Genomic DNA, 23,447 nt, shown 5'->3' with positions numbered 1-23,447 from the left:
TGACATGATGCTTGATTTGTTTAAATACAACTGGCAGGTACGGGAAGACTGGTTCCGCTGGTGTGAGGAACTGCCTGCGGAAGAACTTACGAAACGCCGGAACGGCGGTATGAATTCGATCTTACATAATCTTTTTCACGTGATCAGCTGTGAGGAGGTATGGGTATGCCGCATGATCGGGGAGCCGGTTCCACCAAGGGATATGAAGGCAGTCAAAAGCCTTGATGAAGTTAAAGACTACAGCGAAGAAATAAAGCTGCAGACACTCTCCTATTTCGAAAACTATGAACCTGAAAACCAGGTGGAGATTTCAAGGCGAAACAAAGCCACTCTCATCTATTCCCACGGGAAAGTGCTCAGCCATATCATTACCCACGAAGTCCACCATATCGGCCAGATTTCCGTGTGGGCACGTGATCTTGGCGTAAAACCGGTTTCAACTGATCTCGTATTCAGGGACTTTGAATCATGACAGCAGGTGCCCTTCATCACATTGAACTTTATGTATCGGATCTCGACCGCTCCGTTCAGTTCTGGGGCTGGCTTCTGGAGGAACTGGGCTATGAGCCGTTTCAGAAGTGGGAGAGCGGCCGGAGCTGGCGGCTCGGGGAAACATACATCGTGTTCGTCCAGACGGAGGATCGTTTCCTCGATGTGCCTTATCACCGCTGCCGCACGGGCCTGAATCATCTGGCTTTTCACGGCCGGTCGCGCAGACATGTGGATGAGCTTACCGCGCAGCTGCGGGAAAAAGAAGTGAACATTCTTTATTCTGACCGCCACCCTTACGCAGGGGGCGAAGACTATTACGCTGTTTTTTTTGAGGATCCGGACCGGATAAAAGTGGAGGTTGTGGCACCGGTTACCTGACCCTCAGCCCCGGAACACCGCTGTCATTCATAGTATTGACTAAAATGAGATACACCACTGCGGACAGGGGCAGTGTAACGAGGAAAATCAGCCGGATACCGAGGGCAGAAATGCCGCAGAATTCGGCAATGCCCCCGCACACCCCGCTGATGGACCTGTCTGTGCCTGATTTTCTAAGTGTGCGTCTGTTCATTTTTCAGCCTCCTCATAAGTGCCTTAAATAAATCCTTATGTTATCTGCTGCTGCGATAAGACATTATTGCCGGCTGTTTACTGGGAGGCAAAATGACCGGTAATAATGGTGATAATCAGGTACGCAAAGAAGAGGGAAAAGCCAAGATAAAGGATCCAGCGTCTTCTTTTCTCTCTGTAATTCCTGACCGTATTTGCCAGAAACAGCATCCCTAGGTAAAAGAATGCGGCTGAACTGATTACCTCGATGCCGTCAACGCCAATCTGGTACATAACAATGACAAAGGCCAGAAAGAGGATGCCGCCGAGCCCTACCATAATCAGCGATTTTCTGTTCGTTTTCTCCATCTGTACCGAACTTCTCTGGATATCACGTGGTGTTCTCATACTCTATCACTCCCCGCGAGTTCATAGTTGGTCTATCTTTACTTACGATTCAAACCGGCTGGAGTTTCATAGTCCGCAGTTCCGGCAGAGGCCCGGCCTGAGCAGGTTAGTATCCAGCTCCAATCAACAATTGGTTAAAATTGTATCACACCTGCCCGGCATATTATGCGAATTATGAAACTTTTTCTCCCGTTTCTCCGTAACCCGACTAAACACCCGAGGAAAACGGGAGGTCAATTACATGCTTTCAGACGTTATTTTAACTATCATGGTAGCCGTTCCACTTTACGCGCTCTTTCTCTGGGTTTTTTTCGACCCTGAAGGTGCAGCATTTTTCGGAAGCAGGTGGATGTACAGAGAACCTCCGGAGCTTTCGGATCCGGCTATTAAATTCTATAAAATTACAGCGGGGGCCCTGATCGTCATTCTTACACTGGTTCTTATCGTGGCAATGATCAACTACGAACCTCAGCCCGGGATCGGGGATATCATCAGCGACCTCGACAACGGGGGAGTTGATCCGTAAAAAGGATTTTCAGTGCTAAGTTCTCTAACGGTCACGTTAAGTATGCTAGTCGAACCAAGTCCGCTAGTTGCCCCAGTAAGTCCCTTAAACAAATCCCCCCTTCGTTAGACAGCAAAAAACGCTGCCGGTCAGCAGACCGGCAACGCTTAATTTATGTCTTTGCCGCAAAGGCGAACTTTATTTCCCCGTCTTTCAGCTCCAGGGCAGCGTCAAACTTCTTTTTACCCTGAAACCCTTTAAGTTTTCGTGTTTTCCCTTTCTCGCACAGTGCTTTAATGGTGGCCTCACTCAGGGGTTTCCCGAGAATCTTCTTCGGGAAAATCTGCTTGCATCCGGCTTTGTACTCGGAGCAGCCGTACACGCGGTATTTATCCATGATCAGACCTTTCTTACAGGCCGGGCAGCGGGCGATAGCGCCTCCTCCCCGGCTTTTTCCGCCCGACCCGGTTACTTCAGCATTAACTGTGAGCTTGTCGACAGCCTGACCGGCATCGGCTACGACTTTCCGGGTAAATGCGACCGTATTTTCGATGAAGGCCTCTTTTTTTCCCGCACCCTGACCGATCGTTTTCAGGTACTTTTCCCATTTGGCCGTCATAAGCGGTTTTGACAGAAGTGTTCCTTCCACCGCCTCGCACAGCAGTTTGCCTTTTTCCGTTACGGTGACAATGTTTTTCGTTACCGTAATGTAGTTCTGCTTAATGAGCGTGTCGATGATGCTGCTCCGGGTCGCTTCCGTTCCGAGACCCTCCACTTCCTTCAGGGTTTTTTTCGCCTCGTCGTCATCATCGATAATCTGGCCGCACGTTTTCATCATGTTGATGAGCTGGCCGGCCGTATACGGTTTTGGAGGCTTCGTTTCATCCTCTCTCCCCGTCACTTTTGCCGCAGCCTCCATACCTTCCTTTACCGGAGGCAGAACCTCATCTTTTTCCTGGCTTCTCTTAAAGAACAGCTCTTTCCAGCCCCGGTCCTTTTCCACACGCCCCTTTGTAAAAAAATCGAGGGTGCTGACGGCGGTGGTGATCGTCGTTTCAAGGTACGTGTAGTCCCGGTGAAACATGGCTAGGGTGCTGTTGACAATTTCCATATAGACGTTGCGCTGGTCCGTTCGCAGCCCCTGGATCGTCCCGGCGGCCGGTACCTTTTTAGTGGGCACGATGGCGTGGTGCTCCTGGACTTTGCCTCCGTCCACATAACGGCGGTTCGGCGCGAGGGAAGCCGGTTCGAAATCGGCTCCGGCAAGACGCTTGTAGCCATCGAGATTGCTGCGCAGATACTTGAACTCGTTTTCCGTAATGTGCTGGGTGTCTGTTCTTGGGTAGGTAACGAGTTTCAGCGGCTGGTCGTACAGGCTCTGCACGATTTTCAGTGTCTTTGACGGACTGTATTTGTATTTTTTGTTCATCGCCGTCTGAAGGGTTGAGAGCGAGTGGAGCTTCGGCGGTTTCTGGCGTTTCAGCTGATCTGCCACTTTCTTGACCATACCAGTCCCATCGAGCGGAACCTGATGCTTTTTCAGCAGTTCCCTCACTTCATCCTTTGTTTTAAAGCGTCCCTTTGCTTTTCCTTTATAGCTGCCGGCTTCGGTTTTGAAATGCCCTTCTATTTCGTAGAACTTTTCCGGCTTAAAGTTCTCGATCTCGATTTCACGGTCGCGGATGAGCTTCAGTGTCGGCGTCTGTACTCTGCCCACGCTGAACACGTCGCGTGCGCCTTTTTTCTGAATCAGAAGGGTGTACAGACGGCTGGCGTTAATTCCTACTACCCAGTCACTCACCTGGCGGGCCTGGGCTTCGGCGTAAAGAGGCAGATAACTTTCGCCGGGCTTCAGGTTTTCAAAGCCCTTTCGCACCTCATCCGCCTCGAGGCTGTTAATCCACAGGCGCCGCGTAGGTTTTCTGTTTGCCCCTGCCTGATCGATGATGCTCCTGGCGATGTTTTCACCCTCCCGGTCACAGTCGGTTGCAACGATGATTTCATCGGCATTTCGCAGCAGCTTTTTTACGATGGCAAACTGTTTGCGGGTACGTGCGGATGGTTTAAACTCGAAGCGGTCCGGAATGATCGGGAGTTTGTCGAGAGACCATCTTTTCCATTCTCCTGCGTATTCGTGGGGATCTTTCAGTTCCACGAGGTGACCGATTCCCCAGGTGAGGATTGCCCCTCCGGGAAAAGTGGCGCACGGGGATATGGAAAAGAAACCGTCCTCCTTTTTTACCCGGCTGAAGGCGTCTGCATAAGCTTTCGCCTGGCTCGGTTTTTCTGCCAGTATGACGGGCATTGCGCTGCCTCCTCTCGTCTAATGCGAATCTATGTTCCTATTTTATCAGATTCAGGGCCGGTCCGGGCATTTTATATTTCCGGTTTACAGAATTCTCTGCAGGGGAAGAGGAAGCAGATGGGGAGATGAGTGGTCATGAGAGTTATTTACGGAATGGAGAAGCTGAAAACATACCTGACAGAACAGGAATGCCCGGCGGACTTGAGAGAGATCGCCGAGCTGATTGAAACAAGACGGTTTCCGCATCTTCGCCCCTTTAAAAATCAGCTTGCCTTCAATCTGGATCACGTTGATCTCTGGATCCGCGATCAGGGTGAAAAGTAAGCAGTATGGCCCGCCGGCTCAGGCGGGCCATTTGTCTGTTCAAAAGACTATATCACCGTGTCGAATACATAGTACATTTGTATAAAGCTGGGATCGTTTGTCAAAGGCGGTTTACATACGCGAAATTTCGTAATAAATTTGTACTAACGTTATGACCAGGGAGGTTGGCACCATGATTAAAGAGCTGGAAAGCCAGATCTGTTCCATGAGGATGCTCATGATTGAAACGGCCGATGAGAAAGGGTTTACGCACCCTGACACCGTGGAATACAGCCAGGCGCTTGATGAGCTTTTAAACATTTATGATGAGTCCAGAAGCAACTGACAGATCAAAGTCACCAGATAAAATAAGACATTAAATCGTATAATTCCAATTTCCGCCGCCTTTTCCTGCAGTTGATCTCCTCTTATTCCATCCAAAACCCCACCCAATTTCTCCTGCATCAAACTAAAACAGACACATTTCCCAATGGAAACATGCCTGCTTTTCCGGAGTGATTTTACATAAACGGCGGCACCCGTGTGACCAATGGCCGGTAGTAATCCGTGCGGCGGGTGAGAATCAGTTTTTCCTGATCGAGCCACCAGTCTGTCTTCATCGTCTTAAACCTGTTCATGAGCACTTCCTCACGATCCTCTGATGCAATAACGGTCCTGTCGTTCGTGTAGTTCTGATCGAGATTATAGATGGCACTTCTGCCGAGAAAGCCTTTTTCGGAACCGATATAGTTCGCCACAATCGTGTACGCCTGTGCCCCCTTTGCCACTGCGTCCCACGTCGTCAGGGAGCCGATAGGGTACGGCGCCGGAAACATCCGCTGATTGATGGTCACTTCCGTACCGTAGCCGCCGCTCCAGCTGGCCGGCATACAGATCAGATCCGCACGTTTTACCGCAAGCACTCCCGCCACTTCAGGAAAAGTGGCATCATAGCCCACCATCATGCCCACGCGGCCAAAGCCGTCAATCGGCGTCACCGTAATTGAGGAGCCAGGCGTTGCCCACGGTTCATCCCACTCATCGAGATGAATTTTTCTGTGCTTTCCAATGACTTCCCCATCCGGACTGACCAGTACGGCAGCGTTAAAGAAATGCCGTTCCTCCCGCTCTGCAAAGCCGAACACAATATGAGCTTTCATTTCCCTCGCAAGTTGTTTCATTACCCCTACTGTAAAACCGTCATCGGTTTCCGCGTATTTGAAAATATCCTGCTTTCGTTCCGTTACCACAGGGCCGGTCAGACTTAGCTCGGGAAGGACAATCAGGCTCACACCTTCGTCAGTCTGTTCGGTCACCAGCCGGCGGACTTTTTCGAGGTTCGCTTCTTTATCCCCCAGAACCGGCTCGTACTGTACAGCAGCGGCGTAAATGTCCCGAGACGTGGTATTTTTCACATAGTCCCACGGGCCGAGAAATAGCATCAGGTCCTTGTAGCTGTCCATCCGCCGCTCCAGCATCCGCTCTTTTGCCTCGTTGTCGTAGTGAACAGGATCGATTTCAGCGTAAACGATTCGCTCCTCATCCTTACTTTCATCCGAGATATCCGAATACGGCGCTTCTGCCAGCTTTTTGCCGGAAGGTGACCAGACGGCGCTGAGACCGATCATGTGGAAGTCCTCTTCCGTATCGGAGCGGTTCGCACTCACCACGTACAGCCCGTTCATTTCCGCCCAGTGCTGCAGGAGCGAAATGGAAGCCCCGGAGGAATTGGTCGGAAAACAGAGGATATCCGCTCCGTTTACTGCTGCCAGCCGGGCACTTTCAAAGTAGGTGGAATCCTGGCAGATGATCATGGCGATATTGCCGATCTCGGTTTCATACACAGGGCAGCCTGTGTCCCCCCAGCACGACCAGTAGTTTTCCACCACCCACTGGTGGATTTTCCGGTACTTGCCGATATAGCCGGCAGGCCCAACAAGAGCCGCGGAGTTGTAGTACAGTCCGCTCTCAAGGTCGTGTTCCGCCATCCCGATCACGATGTACGTGTTGTACTCGCGTGCGATCTGGGCAAATTTAGCCGTCGTAATACCCGGAATCGTATCAATATACGGCGCAATCGCCGACCGGTCCAGATAGTGGTACCCGGTTGTGGCCATCTCGGGCGTCACGATCAGTTTCGCTCCGTTTTCCGCTGCTTCCCTCACCACTTTCATAAGGGAGCGGATGTTGGTGTTCCGTCTGTTCAGCTTCGGGTTAAACTGGACTGCCGCCACTTTGAACGGTTCTTTTTTCCGTGCCATCTGCCATCACCTCTTCTGTCTGTCATTATTCCCTGTCTACTGTAATCCATTTCGTTTTCCGGTGTCCAGCGTAATTTCCTGTATGTTACGCTTAAGCAGAGGAGGAATATTCTTGAAGAAAATACATACCGCTGTTTCAATTACGTTTATAACCAGTATCATTGTGCTTATTGGCGGGTTAGCCAACTTAATGACAAGCCTGGACCATCACCATCCGATTGCAGAAACGAGAGCCCTGGTACTCCTTTCCACGGGTGGAATACTCTTTTTTATGAGCTGGCTCACTCACATCGTTACAGACTATCTGATGAAGGAAGTCCAGCGTGCACAGGGGAGAGCCGAGAACCTCGAAAAGCAGCTTATTAAATTGAAAAAAACGTCTGACCGTCACGTAAACGGCCAGACGTCTTCTATTGATTCATAAACACAATCTATCTTGTCAGTGCAGCCTCCGCGTCCACAAGTCCGTGACCGAAGTACTCACTGTGACCGCCTCCGTCCAGCTTTTCGGCTGTCTGCTGAAGGCGGTTCACGACGCGCGCACGGCTGAAACCGGGGTTCTCCGACTTCACGAGCGCAGCCACGGCTGCCACTTTAGGAGCGGCCATGCTTGTGCCCATTGCCCAGCCGTAAGAACCACGCTCCACCGGGATGGTGCTGTAGGCACGGGATTCAGGCTGCTGCAGGGAGGTGTCCCCGTCCTCATTTGGCCATTCAGGACCAAAATCCCCGCCCGGGGCAGCAAGGTCCACATTGCGGAACCCGTAATTTGAGTAGTAGGTCAGCGTGTCACGGTCGCTGGTGGCGGATACACTGATCACACCGGGAATGTCAGTAAAGGTATCAAAGAGCGGCCCGCGGATTTTGCCCTCCCCCGGCTCGGTTGTTACCGGCTTGCCGAGATCAAAGGCGTTGTTTCCGTTCGCACCGACAATAATCATACCTTTCTGATTGGCATACTGAACAGCGCGCATGGATGACAGGCGCAGGAGACGGTCCTGCTCCTGATTGATGAACGTGTACGTTCCAAGGCTCAGGTTTGCCACATCCACGCCGTCATCGGCAGCCGTGGTGATGGCGTCGAGAATCCCCGCCCAGTTCATGCGGCCCTGATCGTTGGTGACACGGTAGGAGGCAAGCCCCAGCTCCGGTCCAACACCGAGGGAACGGCCGTTGGCAGCGATTGAGCCGGCAACATGGGTGCCGTGCATGCCGGAATCACGGTACGCGTCCTCTTCCCCGTTGGCATCCGGATGGAACGCTTTCCCCCAGAGGAGGTTATCCTCCAGATCCGGGTGGGTGAAATCCACACCCGTGTCAATTACACCGACAACCACATCGTGGGAGCCCTTTGTAATGTCCCACGCGGCTGTGTCGCCTGTAACTCTTTTTATATCCCACTGGTACTGCTCGAACAGATCCGCTTCCTCACTATTCTCAGCCGGGAAAAGATCCTCGTCCTTTTCAAACATCAGATCATTGGTCTCAATTTCAAAGCTGCGGCTTACTGCCGTAATTCCCTGTACGTCCCTGGCTGCTTCGAGAAACGCCTCGTCTTCAGCAGTGAGCGATACAAGACCCACTTCCGGTGCCTCGTAAAGGAGTTCCGCACCGGCCTCATACAGCTCATCGAGGGCCGCCTCGTTAATCTTCCCGCTGTTAAATAACACAAGATACTCCTGATCGTCACCGGTTTCCATTGGGTCCCCGCCGTCATTCCAGGCATGCGCCTGATGGCCGGCTACGAGTCCGCTAAGCGTAATACCGCCCACAAGGGTCCATGCAAAAAGAGACTTTTTCATCTGTTCATTACCTCCTGTACATTGATTTGAAAATAAATCAGGGCCGGTGAGTTTTCCACCCGGCCCCGCAGTTCAATTTAAGATCAGCGTGTCAGTGCCTGATAGGCATTTACTCGCCCGTGACCGTAATGACGGCTGTATCCGGGAGTGTCCACCCGTTCAGCAGACTGCTGAAGACGATTCTGTACCTGTCTTGGTGTTGGCTTTTTGCCGGTTTCCTCGTACACCTGGGAGATGTAGGCAGCTGCTGCTCCACTTACCTGAGGCGCAGCCATGGAAGTGCCGCCTTTCCAGCCGTATCCGTTCTCACCGAACACATCTTTACCCCGTGCAGACTGGCCGTCCATATACGTAGGAACTGTGCTCAGTACAAGGAACTTAAAGTCGTCAGCAGCATCGTACCCTTCAGGACCAAGATCGCCGCCTGGTGCACCGATGTCGATGGCGCCATTTCCGTAGTTCGAGTAGAAGGCGAGACGGTCATCTGTGTCAAAACCGCCGCCCATAGCAGAAACGGTAATCACACCAGGGATGGAAGCCGGTACGAACCACGCGGCCCCGCGAACGTCATACTCAGGGCCAGCATTTCCCTCGATCCACTCGGCCACCTTACGAGGGTTGCTCATATCCTGGGCTGAGTTACCGGCAGAAGAAACAACCGTTACGTTACGCTCAACAGCATAGTCGATTGCCCGCTTGTAGGCCACCACATCGGCTGCCTGGTTGTTGCCAAGGCGAACCCGCTCGCCTGTGGCAGGATCAGTATAGAACCACTGCCCTTTCACGCGTGTGCCGCCAAGGCTCATGTTGATAACGTCCACACCGTCATCGGCCGCAGCAATAATCGCGTCAGTAATCCAGATCTGCTGGGCGCCGCCTGTGTTGAATACCCGGTAGGATTTCAGCCCCGCATCCGGTGCTACCCCTTTCATCCGGCCGTTACCGGCAATCGTTCCTGCCACGTGCGTCCCGTGACTCTGGTTATCCCAGCTGTCCTCGGTGCCCGGTACAAACGTACGTGAGCCTTCCGGACCGCCGATAATGTTGTCCTTGAGATCCGGGTGATCAAAGTCGAATCCGGTGTCGATGACGCCGACTACTACGTCATGGGTACCGCTGTGCACGTCATGGCTTGCCCCGTTCTGAGTTGTTTTTTCAATATCCCACTGCCATCCGGATTCCCAGATGCTTTCATCCGGATCAAGGACACCCGGGTTGTCCCCGCCTGCAAAACCTTCGTCGATGTCAAAGTCAAACTCAGGCAGATCGAGCGTCACTTCCATAGAAGGTGAAACGCCCAGCACATCTCCTTCACTCGTAATCGCCTTCAGAAAATCAAGCGGCTCCTCGGTGGAAGCTTCGAGTACGCCGATTTCACCGATTTCGTACGTCACCTCTCCTCCAGCCTCAAGAATCATCTGCTCCACATCTGCAGGAAGGCTTTCGGATTTAAACGTGACGACAAACCGCTTCTCCTCCCCGTCGGATGTTACTTTCAGATCACCATCACCCGGTGAGGAAAAACCGAGCGAAGGCACGAGCAGCATCGCCGCAAGCGCCGCTGTCCCTGTTAACTTCAATGAACGTTTCATAAGCTATGTACCCCTTTCCAGATTGAATGTCCTAAAGGTACCACAGCCTACGGAAAATTTGTCAGAAAAATCTAAAAACAGTAGTTTCGCATCACGAAGTAAATTGGAACAGTCAACCTTTTGACTTAAAACTTTTAAACGCAAGGGTCTCACGCATGATGTGTTCGACAGAAACTGATATTCAAAATTTGTAAAAAATGATTCTTTCTTCCTGCAGGGTTATGGGACCGGAAATCGGATTATAATGAAGATTGTTTTCGATGAGACCTTTTTGCACAACTTAAGTCATGGAGCTGAAGACGGCGACTGCTGTGGAAAACTTCCTCCTGCAGCGAAATGAAACAACAATTCCGAATAAACCGTAAAATATCCTATCCTGCTTCCATTTCCTTCTCCTCTCCACAAACGCCCCACTGATGTGGTATCTTTAACGTTAAACCGGATAGAAAGTGAGGTTCCTTTTACATATGAAGAAAATTAACTTCCTTACGCAGATCCTGATTGCGTTCGTTGCGGCAGTGATTCTCGGCGCCATCTTCGGCCCCGATATCGCCGTAGTCGCACCGCTCGGGGATGCATTTCTGAGACTCATCCAGTTCATCATTGCACCATTGATTCTCGCTACCCTCGTCGTGGGCGTTGCCGGAACCGGTGACCTGCAGAAGATGGGACGGCTCGGCGGAAAAACCGTTGCCTACTATCTCGCCACTTCCGCTATCGCCATTTCGCTTGGCCTCGGGATGGGCTTTCTCTTCAGCCCCGGTGCAGGAGTGGACATCCCGCCGGAATCCATCGACGAAACCGCAGCCGATGTGGAACAGCCCGAGGGTGTTGTGGACACGCTGTTAAACATCATTCCGACAAACCCGTTTGAAGCTCTCGTGGAAGGCAATATCCTGCAGATCATCTTTTTTGCCCTGTTCCTCGGGATCGCCATCGCGGCAGTCGGACAGAAAGCCCGTCCTGTACTGACGTTTTTCGAAGGCTTCTCGGAAGTGATGTTCAAAATCACGAGCTTCGTCATTCTTCTGGCTCCGATCGGGGTATTCGGCCTTGTGGCACCGATCGTCGGTGATCACGGCCTCGCCATTCTTCTCCCCCTCGGGAAAGTCATACTGGCCGTGGCTACAGCGTGTATTCTGCACGTAGCCATCACGTACGGACTTGCCGTGAAAACGCTCGGCCGCATGAGCCCGATCAAGTTTCTGAAGGGAATCGCACCTGCCGGTATTTTTGCCTTCAGCTCGGCAAGCAGCGCCGGCACACTGCCAATTACGATGAAGAACACGACCGAAAACCTCGGCGTATCCAAGGGCACGAGCAGCTTCGTCCTTCCGCTGGGAGCAACAATTAACATGGACGGAACCGCCATTTACCAGGGTGTGGCCGTACTCTTTATTGCCCAGTTCTACGGCATCGAACTGACGATGATGCAGCTGCTGATGGTTGTTCTCATCGCAACTCTTGCCAGTATCGGAACCGCAGGCGTTCCCGGCGCAGGACTCATCATGCTCACACTCGTTCTCACGAGCATCGATCTGCCGCTTGAAGGAATCGCACTCATCGCCGGTATCGACCGGATCCTCGACATGTTCCGCACAAGCGTCAACGTCGTCGGCGACGCCACAGGAGCTGTCGTCATCGACCGGAACGAACCACTCGACGAAGATGAACACACTGCTGAGGAAAAATAAAACAGGATTCCCACTGTAACCGGAATCCTGCAGCAGACCAGGCCCCGCAGAGCTGCCGCTCTGAAGGGGCTTTTTTACTGGTGAATATATGCTGTATTCCATATAGACTTCTTCTTAAAGAAAGGATTTTAACATGATTTTTGCCATTTTTATTCTGATTGCATGTGCCGTTATTTTCTTTAACAAAACAATCACCATTGCCGAGAAGGTGAGAGACCGCCAGGACGTGGGAGAAGACCGCATCCACGCCTCTGCCGCCCTGATCGTCGGTGGATTTTTTGCTGTTATCCTGATTGGGTCATAGATGTTAGCGGTCGTATCACTTCGGAGTGTTTCTGCTGGGTTATGATACGATTCGGCGGTATTCGCATCACTTCCGGCTGTTTTTCCTGAGTTTTAATATGATTCGGCGGTAATTGCATCACTTCCGGCACATTTTCCTGAGTTTTAATACGATTCCGCGGTAATCGTATCACTTCGGGCTTTTCCTGCTGAGTTTTAATACGATTCCGCGGTAATCGTATCACTTCCGACACATTTTCCTGAGTTTTAATACGATTCGGCGATTATCGCATCATTTCCAGCTGTTTCTCCTGAGTTTTAATACGATTCCTCGATTATCGTATCATTTCCGGCTGTTTCTCCTGAGTTTTAATACGATTCCTCGATTATCGTATCACTTCCGGCTGTTTCTGCTGATTTTTAATATGATTCCGCAGCAGTCGTATCACTCCCCTCATTTTCCTGAGTGATGATACGGATCAAGGCTGGGTTTGAACCCTATTATACTTAGGGAAAAGTTCCGAATGAACGCCTCCGTATTGTTTTCCCTACACCCGCCGGAAAAGTAACGGGAGTACATAATAAAAATTTTACTGAAAGAGGTGCCATATGACAGACAATAGACCTGAAAAAACAAATCCGAAAGCCTCAACCGGGATGATTTTCGGCATTTTATCCATTCTTCTGTTTTTACTTCCTTTTGTGAGTATTGTGCTTGCTATTGCTGCAATTGCCCTCGGGTTCCTTGCTTTAAGGGAAATCCGTGCAACGAAGGAAAAAGGCAGCGCATTTGCACTGACTGCGATGATTACCGGGGCTGTTGGGCTGGTCATTCCCGCCGTGCTTGGGTTTCTCGCCTACTATATGTTTACAAACGGAACACTCGGCATCATTGTTTAAGCCGGGAGGGTTAGTGGAAAGATACCCCTAGACAAACTCCAAAGGATGAGGCATATGGACACAAATACAAAACCTGATTACGCTGAACTTGCCAGTTTCACCGGCCGCCTGTTCCGCGACAATTTCGGAAAGGGGCCGCAGTCGGTATATGCCTCAATTGAGCACCCTGTAGTGACCATATATCTGAGAGATTTTCTGGCCCCGATGGAGCGGGTTCTGGAAAAACAGAATAAAAATATGAAGATAGAAGAAACACGGGACCTGATGATGAAGGAAATAATCCCCGATATCCGCGCCCAGGTCCGGATTATGACTGGGACTGATGTGGCGAGCGTGTATTACGACTGGTCTATCGATAACCGCACCGGGCTGATCATCTGCGTGCTCAGTGATGAAGAAGACGCGCAGTTTGCCGATTATGAAGGAAAAAAAGAAATGCACGAACAGGTTAAACGGCTCAGTGAAATTGCCGAAAAGGCGCCAAATCTCATTGAATCCTCCAAGTTAAATGACCGAACACTCATTATCCGCCGGACCGGGATTCTTGTGGAAATTGAGAAGGAAATGATTCGTACAGGATTTTCCGAGCAGCTTCGCCTGGCAAAAAGGCGATTGGAAAAAAGACTTCTTGATACAGGGGTGTTTGAAACCATTCTGAAAAGCCGTGTGACAGACCGGTTCGTGGCCTGGGATTTTGATAAGGACAGAAGCTACATTGTTCTGATTCTGAAGCCTGAGTAATCAGGCTTTTTTTTACGTTTCGTTTCTGCCGGTCCGGGAACATCATAAATACAGTGGCATGACACTTTCAGTTACGGAGGTGATTTCCAGTGGTTCACGACGTTCTCTGTGATGTGGAAAACTGCGTATGGAACAGAAAAGGCCGTAAATGCGGAGCAACAGAAATTTTCGTTTCGAGCCGTAAAGGAAAGAAAGCCTCGGATCATCATGAAACTGACTGCCAGACTTTTAAACCAATTCAGGATGCATAACCCGATCTGCAGCAGGCCCATAGGATCTGCTGCTTTTCTTTATGCCAAATTATCCCGGTGGCATTCGCCGTATTTCCCGATCCCATCCTGATTCAAACGCCTTATTTTCCTCGCAGGGCTTGAAGTAAATCCAATCCCGGGTTATACTCGTTTATGTTCCACCCCAAACCTATACATGACCCGCGGTAATAAGTAGACAATAGAGCTAACTTATAAGCTGGGAAAGTCAGAGGGATATCCCTGTCTTTTCCGGCTTTTTTACGTTCCCGCTAAAGATACTCCATTTTTCTCCTTCCATAACGCGGGGCATGTACCGGTTGCGGGGTGGAGCCATTCCAAAATCAGAAAGAAGGTGTTCTCTCCATGACCAGTCATAATGCTGAAATGAACAGACACGACGAGAGAAAAGATTCCGGTAAGCAGAAAAGCAGAACGCGGAAGAACACTGAACAATCTGCTGGTTCGAATGCAAAAGAACAGGATTTGAAAATATTTGAAGAAGTGGATCAGAGAAAATCTTCCGGTAACTACCGTCCGTCTTAACTTGCCTCATTTACCTCCTGATCCGCCACCTATGAACCAGCCTGCCTCATGAATTCCTCTCCAGAAAAATTAATTTCCTCATTAAAAAGGACGGTGTCATTGAAGACAGCCGTCCTTTTACTGTTTATTAACGGTCGTAGGCATTCAGGGCATTCACGCCGTGGGCCATGGCAGATCCCGCTTTCAGTGCTGTTGCCACCATCACCGATTCGGTCAATTCCTCGGTGGTAATTCCCTTTTCTTTTGCCCCCATCGTATGAACATGGATGCAGTAAGGACAGCCTGTGACATGGGCTACAGCGATCGCAATCAGCTCTTTTTCCTTCGCATCGACGGCTCCGCCTTTCATGGCCGCCCGGTCAAACTGCATGAACGCTTCAAATGCTTCACCGCCCTGCTGGGCAACCTCACGCATCCGCTCGAAGTAGGACGCCTTGAACATTTCATCCGATCCTCTTCCGTCAAAACTGTTGTAGGCATTCACCGCGTGGGCAGCAGCAGAACCGGCCTTGAGAGCAGTGGCGACCATGATTGCTTCTGCTACTTCCTCTTTGGACGCCTCCTGCTTCGCTTTTCCTGTATGTACCTCAATACAGTACGCGCAGCCGGTGACGTGGGCTACTGCCACAGCGATCAATTCTTTCGTCTTCACACTCAGCTCACCCGGCGCCAGCGCTTTTTCATCGAACGCCAGAAAGGCATTCACCTGCTCCGGGGCAAGGTCCCGCAGCTCCCCGATCCGCTCAAAATGGGACAGTTTGTAAAGATGATCATCACTCATTTGATCTGCCTCCTTAAAATTACAGTCTTCATGGTTTCCATACCCCGATGTGAAAAAATGAAAACGGGTCTGATTGAAAAAAGCCGGGTGCCGTCTTGGGCACCCGGCTATTAAAAGAACACTATGCGCTGTGAGGGTTTAAAAGCTCTCTTCAAGCTCACTTACAAGGCGCCCCACATAGGCGACGGCTTTTTTCACAGGCTCGTCGGTGGTCATGTCAACACCGGCCTCTTTCATGAGATCGAGCGGCTTCATCGTGCCGCCGGCTTTCAGGGCACCGAGCCAGCGGTCGACTGCCGGCTGGCCTTCTTCCTTAAACGTCTCGGCAGCGGCGGTGGATGCCGTAAGTCCTGCCGAATAGGTGTACGGGTATAGCCCCATGTAGTAGTGCGGCTGGCGCATCCATGTGTAGCCGGCGCGCTCATCGATTTCCACCTCGTCACCCCAGAAGTCCTGGAGCACCTGCTGCTTCGTTTCGTTAAGAAGCGTTGCTGTTACAGGAACGTCCTGATCGGCTTTTGCGTACATCCGGCGCTGCAGTTCCCCTTCAAGAATATGAGTGACAAAGTTGTGGTAATACGTGCCGAGAGACTGCAGAATCACCCAGCGGCGCATACGGTCATCCTCTGTTTTGCCGAGAATGTGCTCCCGGAGCAGCATTTCGTTCATCGTGGATGGCGCCTCGATGAAGTAACGGCTCGGGCGTGTGCCGGACAGGCGCTGGTAGCGTCCTGCAAGGCTGAAATGCCCGGCATGTCCGAGCTCATGGGCGAGGGTGAATGCATCGCGCATGGAGCCGGTCCACGTCATGAGAATATACGGGTGAACGCCGTAAGGGCTGGAACAGAACGCTCCGCTTCTTTTCCCTACGTTGTCTGCCAGGTCAACCCAGCGGTCTTTTACGCCGCGTTCCATAATTTCCATATATTCAGGGCCCATCACTTCCAGTGAATCAAGGACGGTTTTGCCGGCTTCCTCGTATGTGGTATCCGGGTCGTATTCCGGATCAAGCGGTGCTTTCAAATCCGCGTAAGTCATTTTTTCAAGCCCGAGAACCCGCTTTTTCAGGCTCGCGAAGCGGCGCATGATCGGAGCCAGCTCCTCCTGAATAACGTCAAGCTGGCGGTGGTACATTTCCTGTGTCACCTGCTGGCTGTGAAGAAGGTAATCGGTAACGGAGTCAAAGCCGCGGAGACGGGACTCGATCACCTGCTTCTTTACTTCAGTGGCAAGAGTCGCAGCGTAGGTGTTGTTGTATGTTTTCAAAGTTGCGCTGAAAGCCTCATAAGCGGCACGGCGCACGTCGGTATCGGCACTTTCCTCGTAAGTTGAAAAAGTGTTAAACGTAAGCGGATAGCTTTGGCCGTTCACTTCAAAATCAGGGAACACCATGTCGGATGTTTTGCTGCGCTCGTAGATCATGTAGGGAGCTGTATGGACCTCACCGAAGGCTGCAAGCATTTCCTCTGCGTCCGGTGAAAGTCTGTGCGGCTTTGCTTCCATCAGGTCGCTGAGCGTCTTGTCAAACTCCCGGAGCTCCGGCACATCTGCCTTGAATGTTTCCAGCTTTTCATCGTCCAGCGCGAGAATTTCCGAGCGGATAAAAGCGAGATCGGCTCCTGTTTTTGAAGCAACCGCGCCCGCTCTTGCTGCATCGGACTGATTTTCGGGGTTCGTCCCGTCGCCGCTCTGTTTCAGCATGGCGTACGTTGTCATCCGCATCACACGGGCAAGGAGCTCGTCCGCTGCCTCAAGGCAGTTAAAGAGTGTCTGGGCACTGAGTCCAATCTGTCCTTTAAAACGGGTCACGTTTTCTGTGGCGGCAGGTATTGCCTGAAGCTCCTCCTCCCATGCCTCACGTGTTTCAAACAGGTCGGTCAGGTTCCACGTCTGGTCAGTCGGTACTTCCCGGCGGGTAAGCGTCTTTGCTGCAGTTGTCATATGTATCGCATCCTTTCACGTCTTTTGTCAGAATCGCACGTATTCTTTCGATTGACGAAACTTAAGTTCCATTATACCGGATAACAGGGGAAGATGGAATGATAGATGCGGAATTTTCTGATTATGCAGAGATATATATGAGGTTTCATGTCCGTGTGGGTGCGGTTTTTCTAACTGATTTTAAATTTATTCTAACGAATTTCAGGGTTTTTCTAACGGATTTTCGTTTTATTCTAACTAATTTTTCACTTATTCTAACAAAGCTGCTGATCAGACAGTTTTTCTGACTCCTTTCCTAAAATAAAAAACGCCCCCTAACGGGACGCATGATTCCAACCTTATTTCCACACTTTCCGGTACTTTTTCCGGTATTTTTCGTCCTCCTCCATCTCGATTAGCGCCTGAGCCCGGTCCCTGACTGCCGGGTCACCTGTCTCATCGTACAGCGCCTTCAGACCGGTGATGATATCATACCGGATGAGAGTGGCGTGTTTATGATCAGGCTCGCGGTAGCGGGCATCGAGATGCGCCATAACCAGATCATGCTGCTCTTTTCCTCCGAGAGCCACTTTCCAGATGGACTGGAGGCTGTGGCGGAGGGTGACGAACTTTTCGTCTTTCGTCACCTTCCACAACGCCGGAAAGTCGTCCAGTATCCGGTTTTCCGGGTCACTTTTCGCGAGCCCTGCAAGCAGCTGGGCACCCCGTGCCCTTCTGTGATTGTCCCTGTCCCCGAGCCAGCTTACGAGCTCGTCCCACACTTCATACGACCAGTCCACCGCTTCGTCCACCTGGGCCGTAAGCTGGCTGAAGGCTTCCATCTGAAGTTCCCGGTCACTGCCTTCCAGCCGCTCGAACTGCCCTTTTGTTTCCCGATCCATGTTTCCCATCAGCTGTCCGCTCCTCTCTTTTTGTAGTGCAGCTCCACGAAATCACCGTACCGCTCAACGGAGTGGAGACTGAACATCTCTCTTACACTCGTCCTGTAAAAGAGAGGCCGGCCGCTTCCCAGTACGACCGGCGCGACGGTGAGGATGAGCTCGTCCACTGCGTCTGCTTTTAAAAGCGAATGGATGAGTCTTCCACCCCCTACGATCCAGATGCGTCCGCCTTTTTCACCCTTAAGCCGTTCAATGAGCTGCTCCGGGTTTTTCGTAAATGTCACGTGTTCGGAAGCCCTTTCCGGTTCCCTGGACACGACGTATCCTTCTTTTCCGGCGTACGGATAATCGCCGTCCGTTTCCTTCATCACCCAGTCGTATGTGCGCCTTCCGATTACGACCGTGTCCACGGTCTCGTAAAAGGCTCCGTAGCCGTTGTCGCCCTCCCCGGGTACTTCCTCGAGCCAGTCGACCCGGTCCTCTTCCGTTGCTATATAGCCGTCCACACTTACTGCAAGGTAAACTGCCGCTTTCCTGTTCATGCCGCATCGCCCCTTTTCATTGACTATAGCCGAAACAGGGGGGATCAATCCAGCGATTACACAAATCGCCCTGGATTCTGGACTCTGAATTTCTGCTAACCAGTTTCGCACTCTGCGAATTACGTCTCCTCAGCAGGCCGTTTGCCGCTAAACAGGCAATTTAGTTCCCAAAACTTTCGGCCCGGAAATCGATTCCGGGTTTATTTTCCGTGGGCCAAACCTCCCTTTTTGCCAGAATAGCAGTCTCCCTCTCCTGCGAGCGGGTATAGCCGTTACGTGATAAAAAAGGAGGGAGATCTTTGAAGCGGATACTGATAAAAAACGGTCTCGTCATGAACCGGCAGTTTGACACGGAGCAGAAGGATATTCTGATCGAAGGCAAAACCATCCGTGACATCAGGGCAGATCTTCATGCAGACGGCGCGGAGGTCATCGATGCAGCTGGTAAAATCGTCATGCCCGGCCTCGTGGACACTCACCGGCACGTATGGGAGTCCATTCTAAGGCACATCGGAACAGACTGGTCACTGCCGCAGTACCTGGAAAACATCTACTACGGAAACCTCGGTTCCCAGCTTAGTACAGAGGACATGTACATAGCGAACCTCTGGGGAGCGCTCGAGGCGCTGGACGCCGGTGTCACCACACTGTTTGACTACTCGATGCTTGAAACGCCGGAGCACGCTGATGCTGCCATCAAAGGCCTTGAGGATGCCGGCATCCGGGCGGTCTTTGCCCACGGTGTATCAGGCCGAGGGGAATACTGGGACCGGGAAAGCGAAAAGCGCCATCCGGCAGAGGATGCCCGCAGGGTAAAAAAAGAATACTTTCAGTCCGAGGACCAGCTCCTTACGATGGCACTCGGTGTCCGCGGGCCGGAGTTCAGTGCCTGGGAAACTGCTGTGGATGACATTAAACTCGCAGCAGAACTCGATGCGATTGCCTCCATGCATATCGGTTTTGGCGCGTGGGGCCCCCATGACCGCTCCATTACCCGCCTTAATGAGGCTGGGCTTTTGACAGACAGGCTGAACCTCGTCCACGTCAACCGGATTCAGTTGGAAGAGTACAGGCTCATTGCGGAAAGCGGTGCCTCTTTGTCAGTGACCCCCGAGGTGGAAATGATGATGGGCCACGGCTATCCCGCCACCGGCCAGCTTCACAGGCACAAGGGACTTGTGACACTAGGCGTCGACGTGGTCGTCTCTACAGCCGGTGACCTGTTCACCCAGATGAAGTTTGCCCTCCAGGCAGAACGGGCACGCCAGAACGAACAGATTCTCGATCGCGGTGAGATGCCCGAACAGCTCGGCCTGACAGTGAAGGATGTGCTGGCTTTTGCCACCCGGGACGGGGCGAAGGCGCTGGGGCTTGGCCATAAAACCGGCACCCTTGAACCGGGCATGGAAGCGGATATCACCATCATTGACCCGTCCTCCTTTAACCTGCACCCGCTGAATCAGTCTCCTGCCGGCGCTGTAGTGCAGAGTGCGCGGCCGGAAAATGTCGATACGGTTCTTACAGCCGGCCGGATCGTAAAACAGAACGGAAGGCTTGTAAAAGATGTTTCCCGTCTCAGGGAACAGGTCGCTCAGGCAAGTGAAAACGTGTTCCTGCGACAGCACAAAAACCGGGAAGTAAATGCGGACTGATTACGCGCATAGTGGAAAAAGAAATGGCTCTCACTGATGAGAGCCATTTCCTATGTGCAGGCGGTTCATTTATGAAGCGGCATCCCGTTTTTCCTCCACAGGATCCTCTTCAAGAGAAAGGGACTCATCGCTCTTTTCCCCGTGGCGTCCGATCAGCAGGATGTAGAGTACCACTCCGACACCGATGCCCCAGACAGGACCGTGCACGGCTGTGAGCATTCCGATCGCCAGCACCAGTCCCCGAGAAATATTTGTTTTCACCAGGTTCATAGCTACCCAGGCACAGGCAAAGCCGGTGAGAAGGAGGGAAATGGACAGTGCCACCGGAAAGATCGGCATAATGATGGCGATCACCGGGAGAAGCAGGCCAAGAGGCACCGCCATGATGTAGAAGTTCATCGGACCGTCGAATATGGAGTTCATGAAATTCCTGCCCTTTTTATACCGTTCGATAAGGAAGACCTGAACACCCGTCCAGATCGGACCGTGAATCCAGAGAAGCGGACCGGCTGTCATGATCTGTCCCAGGTTTCTCGCTGCGAGAATGAAGTGACTGCGCGTCGGGTTAATGTCGATTTTCTCGTCCTGCCGGGCTTTGTCCGCTCCTTTTAAGAGCGTATGGGCCACGACGAGGTCACCGAACGCCAGGACGTAGATGACAAGAGCAATCGGGAGTGCGGCGAGAAATACTTCCCACGAAGGCAGTCCCACCGCCCAGATGGATAGCGTCGAGAAGGTCTCCGCTACAGGCGGTACAAAGAGCCCCCACTCCATCGTGTACGTCATTTCCCCTGTGAAAAAGCCGACAATGCCCGCAGCCACAAGGGAAATCAGGAGAGCGTTGGAGCCTGCCATGATTTTCGACCTTGTATCAGGCAGTTTTGAAAACGGAATGGAAAACAGAAGCACAAGCACAATGATCCATGATGTAAGAAGGGAAAACGGCATGTCCGGCAGCCGGTTGATTTCCGACTGAAATGCGGCAATCGCCGCCCCCATGATGATTCCGCCCTTTAATGCCACCGGGATTATGGAATTGAATTTTTCCCCGAGCTTTGTCGCGCCGAAGAATAAAAACAGGATCGTCACCAGGATAAATATGGCCATCATGCCGTGAATCGCTTCGGTTCCCGGATTGAGCGTATTCATATACACAAGGGTGAGCGGCAGCGCAGGAGTAATCGCCCCTGCTGCATACACGTCACCGAACAGGACAGTCTGAGCGAGGACCCAGAACAGCATCACAAGACTCACTGTCCAGGCCACTTCAAACGACACTTCAAAATACCTCATCATAAGCGGTGTAATCGATCCGCACGTTGCCAGAAGAATCAGTCCGCCCTGAATGTGCTGGCTCGGTGAAAGCTTAAGGTGGACACCGGGCACCCGCATCGTAAACGGTCCCCATTTGATACCCGGCTGAATTTCCCCGTATTTCCTCTCTTTTCCCATAATTCCCTCCCAGTGTTGTTTGAATTTTCAGATCATAAAAAGCGTACTATTTGACTGCTTCCGCTGTCCGCTGATCGACGATCCGCTTTGCTTTGCCTTCGGATCTCGGAATTGCATTCGGCGGCTTCAGGTACACGTCCATACTGACGAGTGCCTGGGTTTTAAGGACGTACTGGATCTTTTTCACGAGCTCCTGCGCCACCGGGTCTGTGAGATCACCGTCCGGGAGTGCCTGGAAAAACGGCTCGCACACTTCCACGTGCAGCTCCGCGTGATCCATCGATCCTTTTTTCTTCAGGTGAATCTGGTAATGACAGACGAGCTCGTCCATCTGGAGGATGCTCCGCTCCACTTCCGATGGGAATACATTCACCCCGCGGATAATGAACATGTCATCGATCCGCCCTTTCACCCGGCTCATCCGGGCTGTCGTCCGCCCGCAGCTGCACTTTTCCCTCGTGAGGGAGGCAATGTCCCCCGTCCGGTAGCGGATCACGGGAAATGCTTCTTTCGTGAGACTCGAAAATACGAGCTCCCCGTCTTCCCCGTCAGGCACAGGCTCGAGCGTTTCCGGATCGATCACCTCGGCCAGGAAGTGATCTTCCGCAATGTGAAGGCCGTCCTGCGCTTCGTGACATTCCATGGCGATTCCCGGTCCCATCACTTCACTCAGCCCGTAAATGTCCATCGCTTTGATGCCGAACATTTCCTCGATGCTGCGTCGCATTTCCTCCGACCACGGCTCGGCCCCGAGGATGCCGTACGCAAGGCTTGTGGCGCGCGGATCGAGTCCTTTTTTGATCATCGTTTCACCGATGTTCATCAGATACGACGGGGTCGAGCAGATCACTCTCGGCATGAAATCCTGAATGAGCGTAATCTGGCGCTCGGTGTTCCCGCCTGAGACCGGAACCGTGGCGCATCCGAGCCGTTCAGAACCATTATGAAGCCCGAGTCCCCCGGTAAAAAGTCCGTATCCGTAAGCGTTATGGAGAAGATCCCCCTTACGTCCCCCTGCAATATAGATGGCACGGGCGACCATATCGGCCCAGTGGCTCACGTCGTTTTCCGTATAGGCGACAACGGTCGGTTTTCCGCTCGTCCCCGAGGAACCGTGAATCCGCACCACCTCGTCCATCGGCGCTGCCACAAGTCCAAATGGATAATTGTCACGCAGATCCTGCTTTTTTGTAAAAGGAAGTCTGCTGATATCCTCCGTTGTGTGCACCTCTGAAGACGATACCCCACTCCGGTCGAATGCCTCCCTGTAAAACGGGACATTCTTCTCCACACGGGCAAGCGTCTTTTTCAGCCTCTCCAGCTGCAGCTGCTGCATCTTGTCTTTACTGAAAACTTCTTCTTCAGCGTAGGTTGTCAATGTCCTTCCCCCTATCATAATTTTCACACGGTTACCCTTAATTTCGTCATAAAACAAGAGTAAAGGCTCGTGAAAGCGCTGTCAATAAGGATCGTACAAATTTTCTGAATTAAGTGACTATAGATCCATTTTCCCACGGAGTGCCGCCTAACCGTTATATACAGGATACCTGCCCCCGACCATCCCGGGCCG

Annotated in this window: 25 protein-coding genes; 13 read left to right on the top strand and 12 right to left on the bottom strand. The window is 51.9% G+C overall.

The features are described from left to right. The first annotated feature begins 4 nt into the window (after positions 1 to 4). Positions 5 to 472 (top strand): DinB family protein, encoded by a 468-nt coding sequence (locus FGB90_RS00795; protein ID WP_138808674.1) that lies wholly within the window; start codon positions 5 to 7, stop codon positions 470 to 472. Further along, on the top strand, positions 469 to 870 hold the full coding sequence (locus FGB90_RS00790) for a VOC family protein (RefSeq protein ID WP_138808673.1): 402 nt from the start codon (positions 469 to 471) through the stop codon (positions 868 to 870). Before FGB90_RS00795 ends, FGB90_RS00790 begins: the two co-directional genes overlap by 4 nt. Here the strand turns inward: FGB90_RS00790 and FGB90_RS00785 are convergent. Together FGB90_RS00785 and FGB90_RS00780 are read right to left on the bottom strand one after the other, a co-directional pair. Then, entirely contained in the window at positions 863 to 1,063 is a 201-nt protein-coding gene (locus FGB90_RS00785) for a PspC domain-containing protein (RefSeq protein WP_138808672.1), read from the bottom strand. The genes FGB90_RS00790 and FGB90_RS00785 overlap by 8 nt on opposite strands. Before the next feature lie 77 nt (positions 1,064 to 1,140). Next, a complete protein-coding gene (locus FGB90_RS00780) occupies positions 1,141 to 1,449 on the bottom strand; it encodes a hypothetical protein (RefSeq protein WP_138808671.1) in 309 nt (102 codons plus the stop codon). Between the two features lie 241 nt (positions 1,450 to 1,690). Between FGB90_RS00780 and FGB90_RS00775 the strand changes: the two genes are divergently transcribed. Next, positions 1,691 to 1,975, top strand: a complete 285-nt coding sequence (locus tag FGB90_RS00775) for a DUF6199 family natural product biosynthesis protein (protein WP_138808670.1) — start codon at positions 1,691 to 1,693, stop codon at positions 1,973 to 1,975. Between the two features lie 151 nt (positions 1,976 to 2,126). On the opposite strand, the gene FGB90_RS00770 is transcribed toward FGB90_RS00775, so the two are convergent. Then, positions 2,127 to 4,259, bottom strand: coding sequence for a type IA DNA topoisomerase (locus FGB90_RS00770; protein ID WP_138808669.1), 2,133 nt, complete (start codon positions 4,257 to 4,259; stop codon positions 2,127 to 2,129). A gap of 135 nt (positions 4,260 to 4,394) precedes the next feature. Between FGB90_RS00770 and FGB90_RS00765 the strand changes: the two genes are divergently transcribed. Together FGB90_RS00765 and FGB90_RS00760 are read left to right on the top strand one after the other, a co-directional pair. Beyond that, positions 4,395 to 4,583, top strand: a complete 189-nt coding sequence (locus FGB90_RS00765) for a hypothetical protein (RefSeq protein WP_138808668.1) — start codon at positions 4,395 to 4,397, stop codon at positions 4,581 to 4,583. Positions 4,584 to 4,755: 172 nt separating this feature from the next. Beyond that, the gene (locus FGB90_RS00760; protein WP_246055990.1) at positions 4,756 to 4,908 is read left to right on the top strand and encodes an aspartyl-phosphate phosphatase Spo0E family protein; all 153 of its coding nucleotides are present in this window, start codon (positions 4,756 to 4,758) and stop codon (positions 4,906 to 4,908) included. Positions 4,909 to 5,083: 175 nt separating this feature from the next. On the opposite strand, the gene FGB90_RS00755 is transcribed toward FGB90_RS00760, so the two are convergent. Beyond that, positions 5,084 to 6,823, bottom strand: coding sequence for a nitrilase-related carbon-nitrogen hydrolase (locus FGB90_RS00755; RefSeq protein ID WP_138808666.1), 1,740 nt, complete (start codon positions 6,821 to 6,823; stop codon positions 5,084 to 5,086). A 112-nt stretch (positions 6,824 to 6,935) separates the two neighbouring features. Here FGB90_RS00755 and FGB90_RS00750 point away from each other — a divergent pair, with 112 nt between their 5' ends. After that, entirely contained in the window at positions 6,936 to 7,247 is a 312-nt protein-coding gene (locus tag FGB90_RS00750; RefSeq protein ID WP_138808665.1) for a hypothetical protein, read from the top strand. A gap of 7 nt (positions 7,248 to 7,254) precedes the next feature. Here the strand turns inward: FGB90_RS00750 and FGB90_RS00745 are convergent, their stop codons facing one another. Then, positions 7,255 to 8,625: a S8 family serine peptidase gene (locus FGB90_RS00745; RefSeq protein WP_138808664.1), complete on the bottom strand. Its 1,371-nt coding sequence runs from the start codon at positions 8,623 to 8,625 to the stop codon at positions 7,255 to 7,257. 83 nt (positions 8,626 to 8,708) lie between these two features. After that, the gene (locus FGB90_RS00740) at positions 8,709 to 10,217 is read right to left on the bottom strand and encodes a S8 family serine peptidase (protein ID WP_138808663.1); all 1,509 of its coding nucleotides are present in this window, start codon (positions 10,215 to 10,217) and stop codon (positions 8,709 to 8,711) included. Positions 10,218 to 10,684: 467 nt separating this feature from the next. Here FGB90_RS00740 and FGB90_RS00735 point away from each other — a divergent pair, with 467 nt between their 5' ends. The 6 genes from FGB90_RS00735 to FGB90_RS00715 all read left to right on the top strand — a co-directional run bounded on the left by FGB90_RS00735 (position 10,685) and on the right by FGB90_RS00715 (position 14,628). After that, positions 10,685 to 11,911, top strand: a complete 1,227-nt coding sequence (locus tag FGB90_RS00735) for a dicarboxylate/amino acid:cation symporter (RefSeq protein ID WP_138808662.1) — start codon at positions 10,685 to 10,687, stop codon at positions 11,909 to 11,911. Positions 11,912 to 12,044: 133 nt separating this feature from the next. Beyond that, on the top strand, positions 12,045 to 12,215 hold the full coding sequence (locus FGB90_RS19525; protein WP_171051648.1) for a hypothetical protein: 171 nt from the start codon (positions 12,045 to 12,047) through the stop codon (positions 12,213 to 12,215). Positions 12,216 to 12,802: 587 nt separating this feature from the next. Further along, positions 12,803 to 13,093 (top strand): DUF4190 domain-containing protein, encoded by a 291-nt coding sequence (locus FGB90_RS00730; RefSeq protein WP_138808661.1) that lies wholly within the window; start codon positions 12,803 to 12,805, stop codon positions 13,091 to 13,093. A 54-nt stretch (positions 13,094 to 13,147) separates the two neighbouring features. Continuing rightward, on the top strand, positions 13,148 to 13,834 hold the full coding sequence (locus FGB90_RS00725; RefSeq protein WP_138808660.1) for a Na-translocating system protein MpsC family protein: 687 nt from the start codon (positions 13,148 to 13,150) through the stop codon (positions 13,832 to 13,834). A gap of 89 nt (positions 13,835 to 13,923) precedes the next feature. Beyond that, the gene (locus FGB90_RS00720) at positions 13,924 to 14,085 is read left to right on the top strand and encodes a DUF1540 domain-containing protein (RefSeq protein ID WP_138808659.1); all 162 of its coding nucleotides are present in this window, start codon (positions 13,924 to 13,926) and stop codon (positions 14,083 to 14,085) included. 363 nt (positions 14,086 to 14,448) lie between these two features. Then, entirely contained in the window at positions 14,449 to 14,628 is a 180-nt protein-coding gene (locus FGB90_RS00715) for a hypothetical protein (protein WP_138808658.1), read from the top strand. Between the two features lie 127 nt (positions 14,629 to 14,755). Here FGB90_RS00715 and FGB90_RS00710 read toward each other — a convergent pair whose 3' ends face one another. The 4 genes from FGB90_RS00710 to FGB90_RS00695 all read right to left on the bottom strand — a co-directional run bounded on the left by FGB90_RS00710 (position 14,756) and on the right by FGB90_RS00695 (position 18,773). After that, positions 14,756 to 15,409, bottom strand: coding sequence for a carboxymuconolactone decarboxylase family protein (locus FGB90_RS00710; RefSeq protein WP_138808657.1), 654 nt, complete (start codon positions 15,407 to 15,409; stop codon positions 14,756 to 14,758). A gap of 138 nt (positions 15,410 to 15,547) precedes the next feature. Then, on the bottom strand, positions 15,548 to 17,350 hold the full coding sequence (gene pepF, locus FGB90_RS00705) for an oligoendopeptidase F (RefSeq protein ID WP_138808656.1): 1,803 nt from the start codon (positions 17,348 to 17,350) through the stop codon (positions 15,548 to 15,550). 338 nt (positions 17,351 to 17,688) lie between these two features. Further along, positions 17,689 to 18,231: a hypothetical protein gene (locus FGB90_RS00700; protein WP_138809906.1), complete on the bottom strand. Its 543-nt coding sequence runs from the start codon at positions 18,229 to 18,231 to the stop codon at positions 17,689 to 17,691. Positions 18,232 to 18,239: 8 nt separating this feature from the next. Continuing rightward, positions 18,240 to 18,773 carry a dihydrofolate reductase family protein gene (locus FGB90_RS00695; RefSeq protein WP_138808655.1) on the bottom strand — a complete coding sequence of 178 codons (534 nt, stop codon included), beginning with the start codon at positions 18,771 to 18,773 and terminating at the stop codon, positions 18,240 to 18,242. A 299-nt stretch (positions 18,774 to 19,072) separates the two neighbouring features. On the opposite strand from FGB90_RS00695, the gene FGB90_RS00690 reads away from it, so the two are divergent. Next, positions 19,073 to 20,425, top strand: a complete 1,353-nt coding sequence (locus FGB90_RS00690; protein ID WP_138808654.1) for an amidohydrolase family protein — start codon at positions 19,073 to 19,075, stop codon at positions 20,423 to 20,425. A 69-nt stretch (positions 20,426 to 20,494) separates the two neighbouring features. On the opposite strand, the gene FGB90_RS00685 is transcribed toward FGB90_RS00690, so the two are convergent. Both FGB90_RS00685 and FGB90_RS00680 read right to left on the bottom strand, forming a co-directional pair. Next, complete coding sequence (locus FGB90_RS00685; protein WP_210237222.1) at positions 20,495 to 21,877, bottom strand: hypothetical protein; 1,383 nt, start codon at positions 21,875 to 21,877, stop codon at positions 20,495 to 20,497. Positions 21,878 to 21,923: 46 nt separating this feature from the next. Continuing rightward, entirely contained in the window at positions 21,924 to 23,273 is a 1,350-nt protein-coding gene (locus tag FGB90_RS00680; RefSeq protein WP_138809904.1) for a LuxE/PaaK family acyltransferase, read from the bottom strand. Positions 23,274 to 23,447: the final 174 nt, after the last annotated feature.

Source organism: Alteribacter natronophilus (assembly GCF_006007885.1).
GTDB classification, from domain to species: Bacteria; Bacillota; Bacilli; order Bacillales; family Salisediminibacteriaceae; genus Alteribacter; species Alteribacter natronophilus.
This window is presented reverse-complemented; position numbering and strand designations above follow the sequence as displayed.